Source organism: Alkalilimnicola ehrlichii (genome assembly GCF_003399765.1).
GTDB lineage: Bacteria > Pseudomonadota > Gammaproteobacteria > Nitrococcales > AK92 > AK92.
Map to the genome: position 1 here is coordinate 1 of NZ_NFZV01000021.1, position 17,665 is coordinate 17,665.

11 protein-coding genes and 1 pseudogene are annotated in these 17,665 nt (G+C 57.4%); 4 read left to right on the forward strand and 8 right to left on the reverse strand.

Annotation, left to right across the window (positions count from 1 at the left end):
• The first annotated feature begins 601 nt into the window (after positions 1 to 601).
• The 3 genes from CAI21_RS16940 (at position 602) to CAI21_RS16950 (ending at position 4,881) form a co-directional block, all read left to right on the forward strand.
• Positions 602 to 2,968: a 3-hydroxyacyl-CoA dehydrogenase/enoyl-CoA hydratase family protein gene (locus CAI21_RS16940; RefSeq protein ID WP_116303379.1), complete on the forward strand. Its 2,367-nt coding sequence runs from the start codon at positions 602 to 604 to the stop codon at positions 2,966 to 2,968.
• 107 nt (positions 2,969 to 3,075) lie between these two features.
• Positions 3,076 to 3,642, forward strand: coding sequence for a chalcone isomerase family protein (locus CAI21_RS16945; protein WP_116303380.1), 567 nt, complete (start codon positions 3,076 to 3,078; stop codon positions 3,640 to 3,642).
• Between the two features lie 408 nt (positions 3,643 to 4,050).
• The gene (locus CAI21_RS16950; protein WP_116303381.1) at positions 4,051 to 4,881 is read left to right on the forward strand and encodes a hypothetical protein; all 831 of its coding nucleotides are present in this window, start codon (positions 4,051 to 4,053) and stop codon (positions 4,879 to 4,881) included.
• A 79-nt stretch (positions 4,882 to 4,960) separates the two neighbouring features.
• On the opposite strand, the gene CAI21_RS16955 is transcribed toward CAI21_RS16950, so the two are convergent.
• The 7 genes from CAI21_RS16955 to CAI21_RS16985 all read right to left on the reverse strand — a co-directional run bounded on the left by CAI21_RS16955 (position 4,961) and on the right by CAI21_RS16985 (position 15,324).
• A complete protein-coding gene (locus CAI21_RS16955; RefSeq protein ID WP_116303382.1) occupies positions 4,961 to 5,200 on the reverse strand; it encodes a hypothetical protein in 240 nt (79 codons plus the stop codon).
• A gap of 33 nt (positions 5,201 to 5,233) precedes the next feature.
• Entirely contained in the window at positions 5,234 to 8,740 is a 3,507-nt protein-coding gene (locus tag CAI21_RS16960) for a mechanosensitive ion channel domain-containing protein (RefSeq protein ID WP_116303383.1), read from the reverse strand.
• A gap of 129 nt (positions 8,741 to 8,869) precedes the next feature.
• Positions 8,870 to 9,919, reverse strand: coding sequence for an AI-2E family transporter (locus tag CAI21_RS16965; protein ID WP_116303384.1), 1,050 nt, complete (start codon positions 9,917 to 9,919; stop codon positions 8,870 to 8,872).
• A gap of 136 nt (positions 9,920 to 10,055) precedes the next feature.
• Complete coding sequence (locus CAI21_RS16970; protein ID WP_116303385.1) at positions 10,056 to 10,469, reverse strand: SufE family protein; 414 nt, start codon at positions 10,467 to 10,469, stop codon at positions 10,056 to 10,058.
• A gap of 112 nt (positions 10,470 to 10,581) precedes the next feature.
• A complete protein-coding gene (locus CAI21_RS16975) occupies positions 10,582 to 11,391 on the reverse strand; it encodes an alpha/beta fold hydrolase (RefSeq protein ID WP_116303386.1) in 810 nt (269 codons plus the stop codon).
• 145 nt (positions 11,392 to 11,536) lie between these two features.
• Complete coding sequence (locus tag CAI21_RS16980) at positions 11,537 to 13,354, reverse strand: phosphoenolpyruvate carboxykinase (GTP) (RefSeq protein ID WP_116303387.1); 1,818 nt, start codon at positions 13,352 to 13,354, stop codon at positions 11,537 to 11,539.
• A 578-nt stretch (positions 13,355 to 13,932) separates the two neighbouring features.
• Positions 13,933 to 15,324, reverse strand: a complete 1,392-nt coding sequence (locus CAI21_RS16985; protein WP_181919489.1) for an asparagine synthase-related protein — start codon at positions 15,322 to 15,324, stop codon at positions 13,933 to 13,935.
• Positions 15,325 to 15,540: 216 nt separating this feature from the next.
• Between CAI21_RS16985 and CAI21_RS16990 the strand changes: the two are divergent.
• Positions 15,541 to 16,517: pseudogene (locus CAI21_RS16990) on the forward strand (histone deacetylase family protein).
• Between the two features lie 57 nt (positions 16,518 to 16,574).
• Here the strand turns inward: CAI21_RS16990 and rlmM are convergent.
• Positions 16,575 to 17,660 carry a 23S rRNA (cytidine(2498)-2'-O)-methyltransferase RlmM gene (gene rlmM / locus CAI21_RS16995; protein WP_258868982.1) on the reverse strand — a complete coding sequence of 362 codons (1,086 nt, stop codon included), beginning with the start codon at positions 17,658 to 17,660 and terminating at the stop codon, positions 16,575 to 16,577.
• Positions 17,661 to 17,665 lie beyond the last annotated feature (5 nt).

A 17,665-nucleotide genomic window follows, 5' to 3' on the forward strand; every position in this document is an offset into this window, starting at 1 on the left:
ACAACGTGTCTCTGAGCCGCAGAGGCCTTAACCCAAGGCGTATCGCTCCCCAAGGGCCTTGTCGCTCGAAGCCTGCGATGCTCGGCGAGCCAAAGGGCGAAGTAAGAGCGGCTTCGTTCACCGCTTCTTGTTTCTCCCAACTACCGCACCCTGTTAACCGGCTTAGTCTTACTTCTTTGGGAAGACGTGGATCGAAGGGTCTTGCTCTTGCCCGTTGGCGCTGCCGAGCATCGCAGGGGCTTTCGGCAAAGGCCCCGTAGGGGTGGCCGCCAAGGATGGCGGCCATTCGACCGTCAGGCCAGGGGCGAGGCGGAAAGCGACAGGCGTCCGGTGGACGCCTGTCCCGCCGAGCGGGCGCACACGGATGTGCGCCCTGGGCTTTGGCGCGAAGCAGGATAGCGCAGCGACAAAGGCCTGTCGGGCGAACCCCGAAAGCCCCGAGAAGCGCAGCGCAGGCCCCAGACGCCGTGCGAGGGCGGAACTCCGCCTTCTAAATAAGCCGCGCGCAGCGCACCCCTAAATTCGATGAATTTCCCGATCTCTAAGCGACAATGAACCGCGGCAGGGTAGGGAAACGTGTAGAAAAAACGGAGAAAAGCAGATGAGTGAGAGTTTATACGTGCGCCGTGCGGCCGTGCTGGGCGCCGGGGTGATGGGTGCGCAAATTGCGGCGCACTTGGTGAACGCCGGTGTTGAAACCCTACTGTTCGAATTGCCGGCCGACGGGGAGGATTTTAACGCCAATGCCAAACAGGCAATTGAGCGGCTGCATAAAATACAACCGCGTCCGCTAGGCTTGCCAACGCTGGGCGAGCAGATTGTGCCGGCAAATTACGACACCGACCTCGATAAGTTGCAGACCTGCGATTTGATCGTCGAAGCGATTGCCGAACGTATGGATTGGAAACGCGATCTGTACGCGAAGGTAGCCCCTTATGTGCGTGCCGACGCGGTCTTGGCATCGAATACTTCCGGGCTGTCGATCAATCGGCTGGCGGAGGTTCTGCCGGAGGCACTAAGGCCTAACTTCTGTGGCGTGCATTTCTTTAATCCGCCGCGGTATATGCCGCTGGTAGAGCTTATTCCCGGGCGCGAGACCCGCTCGGAAATCCTCAATCAACTGGAAGCCTTTTTAGTCACGACGCTAGGGAAAGGGGTCGTTCGGGCCAAAGACACTCCGAACTTTATCGCTAATCGAGTCGGTGTTTTCTCCCTGCTGGTGTCGATGTACCACGCCGAGCGGCTGGGTATTCCGTTCGATGTGGTCGATCAGCTCACCGGGCCGGCTATCGGAAGGCCGAAAAGTGCCACCTTCCGAACCGCCGATGTCGTCGGCCTGGATACGTTCGGTCATGTGGTGAACGGCTCGGCGCCGCTCCTTGACGACGACCCCTGGCAGTCTTATCTCAAGCTGCCGGTTTGGATGGAACGCTTGATCGAGAAAGGCGATTTAGGTCCGAAAACAGGCGCCGGTGTTTATCGGAAAGATAAATCGGGTATTCAAGTGCTTGAGCCGGCGAGCGGTGAGTATCGGTTGGCCGATGGCAAGGCGGCTCCCGAGGTGTTGGCGTTGCTGCGGGAAAAAGATCCGGCGGTTCGCCTTGCCGCATGGCGGACGTCCGAGCATCCGCAAGCGCAGTTCTTATGGGCAATCCATCGCGATATCTTCCATTACGCCGCGTATCTGCTGGAGAGCATTGCCGATAACGCCCGGGATTTAGACTTCGCGTTGCGCTGGGGTTTTGGTTGGCAGGCCGGTCCGTTCGAGACTTGGCAAGCGGCCGGGTGGGAGCAGGTCGCGAACTGGATCAAAGAGGATATCGCTGCCGGGCAGACTATGGCCACGGCAAAGCTGCCAGCTTGGGTCGACAACGTGGGTGCTGTGCATACCTCGGCAGGTTCCTATGCGCCGCATGACGCCGCTTATCGCCCCCGTTCGGAGTTGCGGGTCTATCGGCGGCAGCTATTTCCCGAGCAAGTGCTTGGCGAGGCAAACCCCGAGCAGGGGGAGACGCTGTTCGAATCGGCTGCGGTTCGTTTGTGGACGATTGACGGCGAGGTAGGCATTCTCTCGTTCCGCAGCAAGATGCACGTCGTTGGGGCTGACGTGTTGGAGGGTGTCTTGCAAGCATTCGATGTCGCCGAGCAGCGGTGTCGGGCATTGGTTGTTTGGCATCCGGAGCCGCCGTTTAGTGCAGGTGCTAACTTGCGGCAGGTGGCGGACGCCTTGGAGCGGGGCGACTTCGAGGGGCTCGACGGCATGGTTGCGAGTTTTCAGGCCGCAACGACCCGCATGCGCGATGCTCGAATCCCAACTGTGGCAGCGGCGTGCGGTTTGGCGCTAGGTGGCGGTTGCGAGTTCCTGCTACACAGCGATCGGGTGGTTGCCGCTTTCGAAACGCGGATCGGTCTGGTTGAGGCGGGTGTGGGTCTGTTGCCGGCTGCCGGCGCCTGCAAGGAGTTCGCCTTGCGGGCCTCCGAGCAAGGGGCGAGTGATAGTCCGATTTCTTTTCTCAAACGTGCGTTTTGGCCTATCGTGAGCGCGCGGGTTGCTAGCAACGCCTTGGAAGCGAAGCAACTCGGGTTCTTGCGTTCCTCCGATATTGTGTTGATGAATGAGCACGAGCTGCTCTACGTCGCCCTCGAACAAGCCAAAGCGCTGGCGGCAGCCGCTTACCGGGCACCGATGAAGAGACCTATTCCGGTTGTCGGGCGAGAAGGGTATGACGTCTTGATGGCCGAGTTGAACGGGCAGCTGGCGGCGGGGCGGATTTCCGATCATGATTTTAAGATCGGCGCTTACGTGGCGCAGGTGCTGTCCGGCGGCGACCGTCAGGCTGGCGATTGCGTCGACGAGGGCGTCCTGCTGGATATGGAGCGCACCTTCTTCGTTGATTTATTGCGGGAGGAGAAGACCCAGCAGCGGATCCTACACATGCTGAAAACGAATAAGCCGCTGCGTAACTAAGTGTAGGAGCAAGGCGTGCGGTAGCCGTACGCCTTGCTTACTTTTTGGGTACACTAAAGAATCGAGCTCGATACAAAAACAAAACAACGATAACTAGGAGGAATGGCATGTTGAGACGTCTAGCATTCGCTTGCGCGTTAGGTCTCTTGGTGAGCTTTTCGGCCCAAGCCGAGACGGTGACCGTACGAGGCGTCGAGCTACCTGCTCGCATAGAGCTTGGAGGCGAGGAACTGGTGTTGAACGGACACGGAATCCGTTCCCGCTTTATGGTGCGGGTTTATGTCGGTGCGCTCTATTTGCCTGAGTCGGCGAGCGCTGCACAAACCGTTCTCGGTATGCAAGGACCGAAGCGGATACGGCTTAGCTTACTACGCGACGTTGATCCGGAGACCCTGGATGAGGCGATGAACGAGGGGATCAACAATAACCTCTCGGCAGAAGAGATCGCTGCCTTGGCCCCTTATATCGAGCAGCTAAACAGTCTGGTCGACAGCGGCAATCAAGGCGACGATATTTTTCTCGATTATATTCCGGGCGAAGGCGTTCGCGTTTCCGCTGCCGGCCGCGAACGAGGGACGATTGCAAGCGAAGAGCTGTATAGGGCTTTGCTGTTGATCTGGCTGGGCGACAAGCCTGCCGACGAGCGCTTGAAACGGGGCATGTTAGGCGGATAAGTTCGGTGTCCTAGACTGAGCGCGCTTCGTCGTTGGCGGGGCGCGTCTTATATCGGCTCTTTGCCGCTTGGCCTTTGCCGATCTTCGGATTTCGGGTCGCTAGACACACTGCTTTTGTGGCCGGTAAATGAGCCTTCGTACCGCCAAATTGGCCTCGCCCGCGCTACGACCTTTGCCGTAACGAAACCGTGAAGTAGCGCACGTTTAGTATGTGCAACCTCTACCGTAACTACACGAGATTCAGTATTCTCCAAGCAGGGAAATTCCCCTGGTTAAATAGAAAATAATAATTTCCCTATTATCAATAGCTGTGACGATAAAAAACCGGCCGTCGGTAGGCGGCTCCGCAGTGCCTAATATTTTCTTTCTTCGACGATTTTTGCGGCACTGGTTGAGCAGGGAGCAACAATGTTCAAGCGGAGTGTTGTAGTTGGGTGTATTGCCGTGCTGGCTTTGGGGGGCGTGGCTAGGGTAGAGGCCGGCTGGAGAGTAGAGCCGGAACACCGCGTTACCGGCGGGCTGCTGGTATCGAGTTTCCTGTACGAAGAGCCAAACTTAATGGAAATCGGCGGCCCTCTTTTGGGGCTCCGTTTTCAATACGATTACCGCGGGGAAGCCTATTTTTTCCAGGGTAATGTCAGTTACGAGGCAGGCCGGCTCGACTACGACGGGGCATTACAAGACCTTCATAGCGGTGCGATTGAGCCGCATCGGGCAAAATCCAACGACAGTATCCTGTCGCTGGAGGCTCGAATCGGGGAGTACCGCAACATCGATATGGGCGAAGTCGCCGGTTACGTCGGCGTCGGTTATCGCTATTGGGATAACGCTCTACGAGGCGCGGGCGGATATCGTCGGGAAACCCATTATGTCTACCTCCCGTTAGGCTTTAGTTATGAAAGCTATGGCGATAGCTGGCGGTTTGGCGGCGGCGCCGAGTATCGGTTTTTCGTCAGGGGCTGGAACGACTCCCGCCTGAGCGATGTGCGTTCCGATTACGAGGATGTCAGCTTTAAGTTAGGCGGGGGGATGGGGACTCGCCTTTATTTACGTGCCGTTCGGGTGTTGGACGGTAGGGATAACCGCCGTTTGCTGATCGAGCCATACTTTGATTACTGGGACATCGAGGAATCGTCGGTTGAGGATATTGTCGAAGCCGGCCATGTGATCGCTCAGGCGGTAGAGCCGCATAACCAGACCCGGCAGATCGGGGTTGCGATTAGCATCGATCTTTTCTAATCGGCTATGGCGAAAGAGGGGCGGCAAGCAGAGCGCTGCTCATTGTACGGTTTCCCTTGCAGGGGCGATTAGGCAGCGCTCAAATATCGTCTTCGCGGTCGCGAATGGTCAACGCCTCTTTGGCGCCTTGGCGACGCTCGTAGTGGCTCCAGTAGCTGTAGATCGGTTTTATCAGTAACACAATCAGCACGACGAGCAGAAACCAAAAGTATTCCCGCACGGTGGCGTGAAAGAACATTCCAAGCAAGAGGCCGCCTAGGAATAGGCAACAAGCGATCAAAATATGATCGAAGGCCGACCAAATCCGGCGAAGCTTCATAGCGATACACCCTCAACGTTTTCCCTTATTCTGTTATGGCTGCTGTTGCTGCTCAGAAAAAGGGGATCTTGCTAAGGAAGCGCCGGACGCTAGGGTGGTTGCTGGCGTTCCCGCTAGTGGCGGCTTGCCGTCGATCGTGCGAATGTGCAAGTCGCGTTGCGGATAGGGAATCTCGATGCCGTGTTCGCGCAGCGTACGGACGACGCCAAGGTGTAACTCATGCGCGAGCGGTAGCCGGTCGGCCATTTCCTGAACAAAGGCGCGCAACTCGAAACTTAACGCATTATCGCCCAAGCCGGTGAGGTATACCGAAGGCTCGGGATCCTCCAGTACCCGCGGATTATCGCGAGCGACTTGGAGAATCAGCTCTCGCGCGTGTTCGGGGTCCGTGTCGTAGGAGACGCTAATCGGGATCAAAACCCGGGTAATGGGGTCCGATAACGTCCAGTTCACCAGGCGTTCGGTGATAAATGTCTTGTTGGGAATGATGATTTCGCGCCGGTCCCAATCGGTGATGGTGGTCGCGCGAATCCGAATTCGCGTTACTGTCCCGCTGAGTTCGCCAACGGTTACTGTGTCGCCGACTCGAACCGGACGTTCAAACAGTATGATCAGGCCGGATACGAAGTTGGCGAAGATCTCTTGCAAGCCGAAACCAAGCCCGAGACCGAGAGCGGCCACTAGCCACTGCGCTTTACTCCAGCTGATGCCGAGCATATTAACCACTGCGATGAGCCCGGCCGTTACGATGATATAACGGGCGATCGCGGTAATGGCATAGCGCGTTCCCGCATCGATCGATAAACGGGGCAGTATGCTTATCTCAAGAATACCGGGTATGTTGCGCGCCGCCATGAGGGTGAATGCGCCGACGGTCAGGGCGAGAATGACGTCGACTAGGGTTAGTGGCAGTTTGCCTTCGCCATCGGCTGTCGATTGCTCCCACAATACAACTTCCTGAAAAATGTTCAGGGCCGGGAGTAGGTCGGTCCATATCAGCCAAAGTCCACTGACAATGGCGATGCCGACTGCGAGATTGAGCAGTCCGCGGTTTTGCTCGTCGATGGTTTCCAAGTCGAGTTCAGGTTCTTCCGGTTCCTGCCATACTTCTCCGGGAAGTTGGTCGCTGTCCTTGGCTGCCTCGCGTTCGGCCAGCGCCGCTTCGCGACGCGTCTTGGCGCGTGCGAGCGAAAGCCGTTTTTCCATGAGCTTTAACCAGCGCACGACGAGGTTGAATATAATGCCGACGCCAATCAGTAGCCAGGCGGTGGTGAAGAGGCGGCTTAGCAGTTGCAATGCTGTGTAGTAGTAGCCGTACAAAGCCATGGCGCCGAGTACGAGCGGCAAAGCGATAATGACGGGGTAGCCGATAAAGCGTAGCCACCACCAGCCACCTTGCAGTTGCGCTTCCTTTCGTAACAGCGCCAAGGCCCCGCGCTCGGGGTGTAGTATGCGAGCGGCAAAGAGGCTTATGGCTATCGAGCCGAACATGAAGGCTAGGCGGCCCAAAGCGTCCCGATGCTGCTCGTCCGGTTGCCATTCCGTTAAGGTAATAATGAAGGTGATCGGCAGGCTCGCCGCGAGTAGCCAGCTTAAGTTATGCCGGAGCACTTGGCGCGATTGTTCGGTCCAGTGGAAGTGTGCCTGGGCCAAGCCGTTGGGGCGGCACAACTGCCTGAATAGATCGACCACAAAGGCGACAATGGTGGTGGCTTGTAGAGCATGGCCGACGGCACCCGCGAACGGTGGAGTGTCGGGTGCTTGCCCAAGCAGCCACCCTGCCAGGTAGATGACGAGGGGCCATGGCAGCGCCAGCAACGGAGTGACCAGAACGACATTCAGCGTCAGCGCAAAGCGGTCGCTATGGGGTTTTCCGACGCGACGGGCGATAATTTCCAAGCGTCGTCGGATATCTCGACGAACACGCAGTAGAAGGATGAATAGCAGTAAGCCGAGGGCGGCTACGACGGGACGCTCGCCTAGCGTTTTCTGTGCTGCGTTCAGCGTATTGCGCCATTGGCCGCTGTCGAGCAGCCATGCGGCGGATAAAGCAAGATCTTGTAGCCAGGCGAAACCTACCGGATTTGAGCTGGCGATCCAGAACAAGCTTTCATCGAGCAGTGTCGCGTAGCGTTCGGTTTGGCTGACCAGCTGTTCATGGTTTCGGTGCAGCTCAGTCAGCATCTCGATGTAGCGTGTGTAGTTGCGCGTCAACTCGCTCATTAGGGAGTCTCGATCCTGCAATAAGCGGTTGAGTTCGTGCTCGATCTGTGCGCGTTCGGCGGCCGGTAAGTCAGGATCGACCCGTTCGTCCATGATTCGCTGGATCTGGCGCGGGGCCGCTTCGAGTTCACGCTGTCGTTGTTCAAGCTGGAACTGGGCCAGGCGCGCATCGGTCATCGTTTGCTGGTGCTGCCGTGCCATTTGGTGATGTTGGTTAACATCCGGCAGCGCGCGCCGTTCTCGGCGCAAGGCGGCGCCGAGCGTGTCGTTGAGGCCGGCAATATCCAACTGTTGTTTGGTGCTTCGATAACCCTTGGTGATGTGTTCCAGCTGAGTGCTAATACGGTCCTGTTCGGTGCTGCTGCGTTCGATGCGAGCGACCAGGTCCGATAGTTGTTCGCTAAGGTTGGCGTTGAGCTGGGCGACATCCATCAGTACCGAGTGTGCGCCCCAAGCCTCGCGTTTGGCACGCGCGGCAGATTCGGCCGCTTGGGCGGCTTCGGCGCGGGTTTGCAGGTTAGCGAGTTCCTGTAGTTGCCTTAGCGCGTCTGCATGCTGTTGCACCTGAAAGGCGACGAGGTCACGTTGGGCACCGATTAGCGCGACACGGGCTTCGTGGCTGATTAGCTCTTGCTCCAACATGTCGATGTGTGCGCTAAGCTCGTATTCTTGCGCTTTTAGCAGGATCAGACGGGCTTCTTGTAAGCGCTCGTTGCTATTGGTATCGGTGCGGGCAGCTTCGAGCTGAAGCTCGATTTCTTCGTGACGGAGTTTAGCAGCAGCTAATTCTTCGCGGGCGGCCAAAGGGCGCGACTGTTGCGCTCGCAGTTGATCTTCGAGATTGCGTTGTCGGTTCTGGAGGGCGGAGTGTTCCGCCCGCTGGCGGTTAAATTGTTGTTTAAGATCCCGCTGCGATTCGTTTTCTTGTATCAGCTCGTCAGCGTTTCTTTGCTGTTCGCGAGCTTGTTTAAGCCGTTCCTGCAGGCGTTGGGTCTGGGCGGGGGCGGATTCGATAGCCTGTCTGTAGCGGTTGCTGTTAGCGCGATGCGCTTCGGCGGTGGCGAGCCGTTCATCGATACTACGGTAGATCGAGAGCAAGCGGTTACGTGCGCTCTCTTCTAGCGACTCGTTTTCTTCTAGCGCTTTGATGCGCTCGCGGATACTTCCCTGGCTGGGAATGTCCTGACTTCGGTTGGGCGAGTATTCGGTACCGGTGTCGTCGCTGTCGGCGTGCGCGGGCGGCGGCAAGCTGACGGTGAAAAGGCAAAACAGTAAGGCAACAAGTAGGGCGACTTGAGAACGGCGTTGTTGTTCCATGCGTCATGCACTCGCTTTGTTCATTCCGTTTGAGACGAGTCGCGACGGCTCTGCGCGCGGCTACCGGTAAGGGAATGAGCCTTAAGCGGTGGTTAAAGTTCCGGTAGATTGACCGTACTGCAAAGTCGATCACACTGGCCGGTTAAGGTCGTCGCCGAGAACGTCTTCGATGTACAGCATGCGGATTAACACCATCGCGCAAGCAACCAACGGCAGCGCGAGCAAAACGCCGATGAAGCCGACCATGGTTAGTAGCAGAATCTGTACGGTGAGAATGATCACCGGCGGCATGGCAATAATGCGTCGGTGAACCAGGGGCGTGATGAAGTAGCCTTCGACGTTTTGGATGATGACGTAAAGCACGAGTACGTAGAGTGCATGTTCGGGGCTGACGGCCAAGGCCACTAGTATGGTTGGTATAAAGGCAAGGATCGGGCCGAGGTTGGGAATGAATGTCATGACGGCAGCGAGCAGGCCGAGCGCTAAGGCATAAGGGATGCCTAGCACGGCTAAGCCGATGGCGGTCAGCGTGCCGAGGATGGACATGGATAACATTTGGCCGAGCATCCACCAGCGGATGGTGTAGCCAAGCTGAGCGAGGACTTCTTTGCCGCGCGCTCGGTGCGCGAGCGGAATCAGGCGTAGCACGCCGTGTACGTACAAGGACGGTTCGGCAGCGAGATAAATGGCGATGAATAAGATCAGGACGACCCCGGCGATAAAGCCGAAGGTGGTCGAGAAAATACCGACCATGCGTGCGATCAGGTCGCCGTTGAAGTTTTCGAAGTTGCCGAAGGCATGGTTTACTTCCGGCGCTTGTGCGAGTAAGGCCCGCCCCCAGTTGAATCGCCTCAAATAGTCTTCGACGCTTTCGATATAACCTGGAAGCTCGTCCGCAAGCGCTTGGATTTGGTCGACAATTAAGGGTGTGATGAGAGTCACCAGTAACGAGAACAGCAGCAGAACGACAAGCACCACAATGGCTAGCGCAAACCCGCGAGATAAACGCAAGTAGTGGCTTAACTGTTCGCGTAGCCAAGCGAGCAGAATGGCGAAGATGATGCCGGCGAAAACCAGCAGCAGCACGGTGATGGCACGCCACACGATGATGACGAGCAACAGACTGGCCGTGGTGATACCTACGGCCACCAACACTCGGTGAACAAAAGGGTCCCGCAACGGCGCCCGACTCCTTTAAGGGAAGTGTTCATTTCTGAGGAGATAGGGGCGGCGGAGAGAGCATTCGATGAGCTGTGCAGGACGCTATAGGCAGTGGCATCCTGCGTTCGGCAGCGGGCCGCTTGTCTTTGGCCTATTAGGGGTGTGCGGCGCGGGCCAGCTCTTTGATGCGCTCTACAGTGGCGTAGAAGCCGCTGCGGCGGTTGGGGCTTAAGTTTTGTTCTAAGCCAAGGCGGGTAAAAATATCTTCGATATCGGTGCGGTTGATTTCGTCCGCGGTTTTACCGGAGTACGTCATCAAGATAATGGCAAGCAAGCCTTTTACGATAAACGAGTCGCTATCGGCACGAAACGTGATAACCGGCGGATCGCCTTCGCCCACTTCCGGAATGAGCCACACTTGGCTGGTGCACCCTTCGACGCGATTGGTATCGGTTTTTTCCGATTCGTCTACCCCCGGCATTTTACGGCCGAGGTCTATCAGTAAGCGATAGCGCTCTTCCCAGTCGGTAATGAAAGAAAACGTATCGAGTAAGTCGTCTAACTGCATAATGTTAAGCCTGGCTAAGTCCGGTGCCCATTGTGCTGACTGCTCGTCGCAGGTCAAGCGTTTGCGTGTCGATAGCGCTCGATTGCTATCGAAGAAGCCTGATTTCCGCCGCTCATTGCGCCAATGCGTAGTGGCTCTGTAGCGCATCGAGCGCTTTTATGACCGCTTGCCCGGTCGATTGCGGATGCTCAAAGGGAAACATATGACCGCCCGGGCTGCTATGCAGTAGTAAGCCTTGATGTTTGGTAAGTCGTTGTAGGTCGCGAAAACGGATAACGTGACTTTGCTCGCCGTAGATTAGGGCTCCCGGCACCCGAGTGCGCGGCAGGTTGGGTAGATTATGGGGAATGGTGCGGAAAATAGCCGCTTCGGTTCGCGGCGAAAAGCGTAAGCGAATTCCTTTCTTAGAGGGCGCCGTGCCGTACCGGAGGTAATCTGCCAGGCAAGCCGGCTCGAAGTTGCGGAACAATCGTTTCTTCTTTAGCGAGTCAATGGCCGTTTCCAGGTCGGGCCATTCGGTGCGCCGGCGTTCGCTTATCGCGGCTGGCGTGATCCTATCCATTAAACCGCCTCGTTTCGCAAGCCCTGTCAGCCAGGCCGAGGGTCCCATGATGATGGGCGGGTCTAGCATGATGAAGGCTTGAAACAGGTCCGGGCGGCGGATACTGGCCAAGAGGGTCAGGATTCCGCCCATTGAGTGACCGAGCCCGATGACTGGTTCATTGGCTTTGCGCTCCAAGTCGTCGATGAGCTCGTCGCATAGAGCATCCCAGTTGTTGTCGACCGGGAATGCGGGGTTATGCCCGCCCATTTCTAGACACTCAAGCCGATAGTTTGCTTCAAGCGTGGTAAAGAAGCGTCGGTAGCAGGGCGAGGGAAAGCCGTTGGCATGGGCAAAATAGATGCTTTGGCGCGCGCTCATGGGGCTGGCTCAGCTTATTTTTGTGGGTAAACGCGGTGATTCGCCGCACCTTTATCCTGCTCGCAAGAGCGTGACGGATGAAGCGCCTATTATACGCGCACATTGCTTTGCCGACACCGCATTGCTGCGGTGTCGGCCGCCGATCTCACGCCGTTCGAACTTTGCGCGGACTATCGCGCTCGGCTAGCAGACGCTCGCGCAGCTGATCGAGTTCGTTTAGCAATGCAGCCGGCATGTGTTTCCCAAATTGGGCGTAATAGTCTTGGATCAGAGGAATCTCGGCGAGCCAGCCTTCGATATCTACGCCTAGTAAGGTGTCCAGATCGGCGCTGTTTAGCGGTAGCCCGGAGAGATCGAGATCGGCTTGCTCGGGTAGCCGGCCGATAGGGGTGTCGACGGCGTCGACCTCTTCGTTGCAGCGTTCGAAGATCCACTTTAGCACGCGGCTGTTGTCGCTAAAGCCCGGCCATAAGAAACGGCCGTCTTGACCCTTGCGGAACCAGTTTACGTAAAAGATCTTCGGCAAACGGGCGTTCTTCCGCTCGCCGATACTTAACCAATGGTTCCAATAATCGGCCATGTTGTAACCGCAGAAGGGGAGCATGGCCATTGGGTCGCGACGCAGCTCGCCGATCCGCCCGTTAGCCGCCGCCGTTTTTTCGGAGCTAACGATTGAGCCGAAGAATGTGCCTTGGCGCCAATCGCGTGCTTCGTTGACAAGGGGGACGACCGTAGCGCGCCGACCCCCGAAAAGAATAGCGCTGATCGGTACGCCTTTCGGGTCGTTCCACTCTTTGGCGATGACCGGACATTGGTCGGCGGGAGCGGTAAATCGGGCATTCGGGTGGGCTGCCGGGCGATCGGACGCGGGCGTCCAGTCGCGCCCTGTCCAGTCGATTAAATGGGCGGGAGGTCGCTCGGTCATGCCTTCCCACCAAACGTCGCCGTCATCGGTCAGGGCGCAGTTGGTGAAGAAAACGTTGCCGTGTAAGGCACGCATGGCGTTGGGGTTGGATTCCATACCGGTGCCCGGCGCGACGCCGAAGAAACCTGCTTCCGGATTAATGGCATAAAGTTGTCCGTCTTCGCCGAACTTCATCCAGGCAATATCGTCGCCGATGGTCTCAACCTTCCAACCTTCCAGGCTGGGTTCCAGCATGGCCAGGTTGGTTTTGCCGCAGGCGCTGGGAAAGGCCGCGCAAACGTACTTCACTTCTTGTCGCGGGGAGGTTAGCTTGAGAATCAGCATGTGTTCGGCAAGCCAGCCTTCGTCCCGTGCCATGGCCGAGGCAATGCGAAGCGCAAAGCATTTTTTCCCGAGCAGTGCATTGCCACCGTAACCGGAGCCGAAGGACCAAATTTCCCGCGTTTGCGGAAAGTGAACGATGTATTTGTTGTCGGCGTTGCAAGGCCAGGGGACATCGGTTTGCTCGTCTTGCAACGGGGCACCCACCGAGTGCAGGCAGGGTACGAACTTCCCGTTATCGCCGAGCGTTTCCAGTACCTGAGTGCCTACACGGGTCATGATGCGCATGCTGCAAACGACGTAGGGCGAATCGGTGATCTGGACGCCAATGTGGGCGATGGGCGAACCGATAGGCCCCATACTGAAGGGAATAACGTACAGGGTGCGGCCGCGCATGCAGCCTTGAAACAAGCCTCTGAGCGTAGCGCGCATCTCGTCCGGATCGCGCCAGTTGTTAGTGGGCCCGACATCGTCCGGATGTTCCGAGCAAATGAAGGTACGGTTTTCGACGCGCGCAACGTCTGCCGGGTCAGAGTGGATCAGGTAACTATTGGGGCGTCGTTGTTCGTTAAGTTTTCGCGCCGTGCCGTTTTGCACCATCAGGTCGCATAAGGCCTGGTGCTCTCGTTCCGTTCCGTCGCACCAGTGAACGGCGGCGGGTTCGCAGAGGGCAGTGATCTCCTCGACCCAGGCGAGTAGCTTCCGGTTGCTCGTCATTCGTTGCTCCCTCGAAAATTAAACGCTGGTGGAAGACGGATAGAACGCGAACCGGCTGTAGCCTGGCTGCGAGCGCCACCAAAGCGCTCGAAACGAGGCGGGAGACTCGGTCCTAAACGCTAGGCTCCGTTGCCAGGCAGCAGGCGACCGCTCGCTTTACGCGGCGCACACCTAACTGGATTGTCAGGCAGACGCCTCTGCGGCTGAGAAGATGCCTGCCAACAGACCCTAGCCTCGATAGCTGCCGTAGTAGCGTGGGCATCTATCTTTATTACGAGAAACTAAAGGCGCGGCAGGAGCCCTTCAAGCCCGGTCGCTGGCTCGCTGCGTCTTCCGTGTTTGTTATGCGTATGTCGCGAAACGCTAAGGTCGAAGGGCCGGTAGTGCCGGCTCGACGACAGTTGCGATTTCTCTAACAAACTATAGACGAGCATTACGGCCTTCGCAGGGAAGGGGCGGTTGCTTTGTCGCATCTCTCTCAAGCAGGTTGCTGAAGTTTTCGTTCAAGTTGGATGAGATAGGTTGCCAACGGGCCTATCGCGGTCGAAAAGTCTATAGCGTAACGGCGGTCGAGTAGGCTACGGGCAAGCCGCGGCCAGATGAAGCCACCGTTGAGAAGGTGTGACGGGCGGCTTCGATAGGTCAGCCAGCCTAACTCCAGTGCGTACTTGGCCGCCTGAGTGCGGGTCGGTTTTTTGTGTGTTGTGCTTGGGCGAATGGAATATCGGCGTATTCTGGATAGGCCCGGTGCAAGGTGTCGGTATGAAAACGGCGTTCGAACAGCATTTCGGGGGGAGCCCGGCGAGAAAATCGTAAAGATCCCGATCGAGAAAAGGGCTATAGACTCGAGGGACGTTGCGCAGCAGCCCATATGGGGCTAAGGCGATCTCGCGCCGGGTGCGATTGAACAGTTGAAAGGATGCGACCGGATTGAGCCCCGTTTGGTGGCGTGCCAGCTCGTTGGCGAGGTGTTCGACGGCAAGGCCGCGGTGGCAGGCGCGATAAATAGCGCGCGGCAAAATGTGCGCGAGGGTGTTCTCTCGTAGCAACAATTGCTCGGCCAGCGTGGCGGGAGCCGTGGTTCGATAACGTTTCAGGCTCTCCGGCGTAAGCGAGCGGGAGGCAGATAACACATCGCCGCCGATGCCGTCGTAAACCGTCGTGAAGGTTCTGCTGAGTTGCTCGGCGACAGGAAGGTACCACTCGTGTTCGTCGGTACAAAAGCCGGTTAAGTTATTTTTGGCGAGATCGAGCTGAACGCGCGAACTTGCTTGCGGGGCGGTACGGTGTCGAAGTCCGAGGCGATCGGCTATCTGCTTTGCTAGCTGGCCTTCGTCGACCGCATACGGCGGTATGATCGCGGCACTAATACACTCCGGTCGGTGCCCTTGGCGGTATAGCTCGAATAGGATATGGCGCGAATCGCGGCCACCGCTTAGCGGGACGGCGGTCGGGCCTAGCGGGGGGCGGCGGGCAATTGCCTGGCGAAACAAGTCGATGTAGGCATCTATCGCCTGGTCGCGGCTCAGAGTTTGCTCCGTAGGTTTCGGCATAGCATGTGCGATTTCAAGGTGCCCCGCATGCCAACGTAGCTGTGCGTTCGGCGGCAGCGCGCGGATGTGTGCAAAAGGGGTATCTTCGGCTATGAAATAGCCCAGGCGTAGGAATACCGCGAGTCCCTTGTAGTCGAGCCTGTCGTCCGCGCCAAGTTGGAGCAAGCGCGGAATGGAAGGGGACAATGCGATACCGGTTGTATCTTGGTAGTAGTAAAGCGGATAGAAGCCGAGCCGGTCGTTGCGAGCGGTTAGCGTCGTGCCGTCCCACTCCCAGTGGGCGAAGACGCCGTCGGGTGGGCGTGCGGTATCGAGCGCAATCGTATGCCCGAGATGCTCGACGCTGTCGCCGGAAACCTGCGTGCCGGCATCGGTCGACACGATTCGAATGTAAGGCGCGGCACGATCGACATCCATAGACAGCCTCGTCATAACTCGCAGATTCTCTGGCGAGAAGATGCGGGCTAAGTCATCATCTTCAACGAACTGTAGGCACTCGCTAGGAAAGCGATAGAATGATCGCGCTTGTGATAAGCTTAAGGAAGCACTGAACCTTGCGGTCGGCCGCTATGCTTGGAGGAGTCAGGAAGTCGTTCGGTGTTTCCCTAATGTTTTACGCGTAATTTTTCTCTGATGTCCCAATTATTAAAATGGCTTAAACGACGGACACCTGCTGTGACTACGGCTTATATCACTCATGAGGCTTGTCTCCATCACGAGATGGACCCGGGCCATCCGGAAGAGCCCGGCCGCGTTCGCGTGATACAGGATCAGTTGATCGCTGCCGGTTTATTCGATTACCTGAGTCAGCATGAAGCGCCCGAGGTAACTGTCGAGCAACTCGACCGTGTGCATACACGACTCCATATCGAGGAGATCTTCGCTATGGCGCCGAGTAGCGGTTTGGTTCGGATCGACCCGGATACCAGCATGGGGCCGGGTACGCTCCCCGCCGCGTTGCGCAGTGCCGGTGCCGGTGTGCTGGCAACCGATCTCGTTATGGCGCAAGAAGTGGAAAATGCGTTTTGCAACGTTCGTCCTCCTGGACACCATGCCGAGCGCGATAAGGCGATGGGGTTTTGCTTCTTCAATAATGTGGCGGTTGCTGCTGCACACGCTATGGAGGTGCACGGCCTTAAACGGGTCGCTATCGTCGATTTCGACGTGCATTTCGGGAACGGCACGGAGGCGATTTTCGCCGAGACGAACGGGTCATGGTGTGTTCTACCTTTGAGGATAATCTGTATCCGTTTTCCCCATTCGCGACGGCATCCAATCGCTTGATTAATGCCCCGTTGTACGCCGGGTCGAAAGGCTACGAGTTTCGTGAGGCGATCAGCGAGATTTGGCTGCCAAGCCTGCGTAAGTTCAAGCCGCAGATGATTTTTATCTCGGCCGGCTTCGATGCCCACCTAGAAGACGATATGGCGCATTTGATGTTGAATCAGCGCGATTATGCGTGGGTGACCGAGCAGATACAGGAGGTGGCCGATAAGTATGCCAAAGGCCGAATCGTATCGATGCTGGAAGGCGGCTATGCCTTAGGAGCGTTGGCGCGGAGCGTGATGGAGCATGTGCGGGTTTTGATGCGCTTGGGCGGGAAAGTCTGAACGGGCGAGCGCCTCGCCCGGTTCGGCTTTGTCACAGGCTTTTGAGTTAAGGGTGAATTAGCGCCGGCGAATATACACGGTGACCTCTTCTCGGTCATGGTATAGCTGTTTGCATGCGAGGGTGTAGTCCACTTCGGCGTCGGCGCAATGTTGTTGAATCAGGCTTAAGCATTCTTGCACCATGGCATAGCGCTTTTTCATCGGTAGCTTTAAGTTGAAAATGGCTTCTCGGCAATCGCCGCGGCATAGCCAGCCCGCGATTAGCGCCGTGACCCGCAATGGGTTCTCAACCATGTCGCAAACAAGCCACTCGACCGGATGCGGCGGGCGATATTTAAAGCCGTCCGTCCGCAGGTGATCGACGAGTCCGCTTCCCATCGCCTCCAGTGCCATTGGGCCGTTGTCCACGGCTGTCACTTTTAGCCCGCGCCGTGTCAGTTGCCACGTCCAACCTCCCGGTGCGGCGCCAAGATCGACTGCGGTTTGTCCCGGTTTTAAGCGCGCCTCGCGTTCTTTTGCCGTCAGAAAACTGAGCAAGGCTTCGTCTAACTTTAATGTTGAACGGCTTGGTGCCTGACGGGGCATACGTAGTCGTGGAATACCGAGCGGCCAAGGGCTGCTGTTGCCGGGGTCGGCAAGGCAAACGAAAACCTCTGTCGACCGTGGAAAGAATAATTGCAGACGTGGGGCGTGCCGGTTTGCGCCGATTCGAATGCCTTCCCGCTCCAAGGCTTGTCGCAAGGGGTGGAAGAATTTGCGGCAAAAGCCCGCGAGTTCTTTCCCTTCGTTCGTATCGGGGTGTTCGATGAACACCTCATGCAACTCGCCGATGCCTTTCAACTCGGCCAATATAGGGGAGATTCTGTCGTTGACCGGCAGATCCGCTAATGTGCGCAGGCAGGCACCCCACTGGCGGGCGAAGATAAGATTTGAAAACGGCAGTTCCGCAAGCATCTCCGCTAAGTCGCCGCCCGCGATCGGTACGAACTCGACGTAGCCGCTGCCAGGTCGTGTTCGGCAGTAGCCGGTAGCGCCAAAGCGAGCGCTTATATCGGTGATTTCCGCTGCGCAATCGTTCTCGAAGCCGCCGCGGCATTGGAGAAGCAGCGCTTGGTAAGGGTATGCTGGTAGCATGATGCTCATCCGGC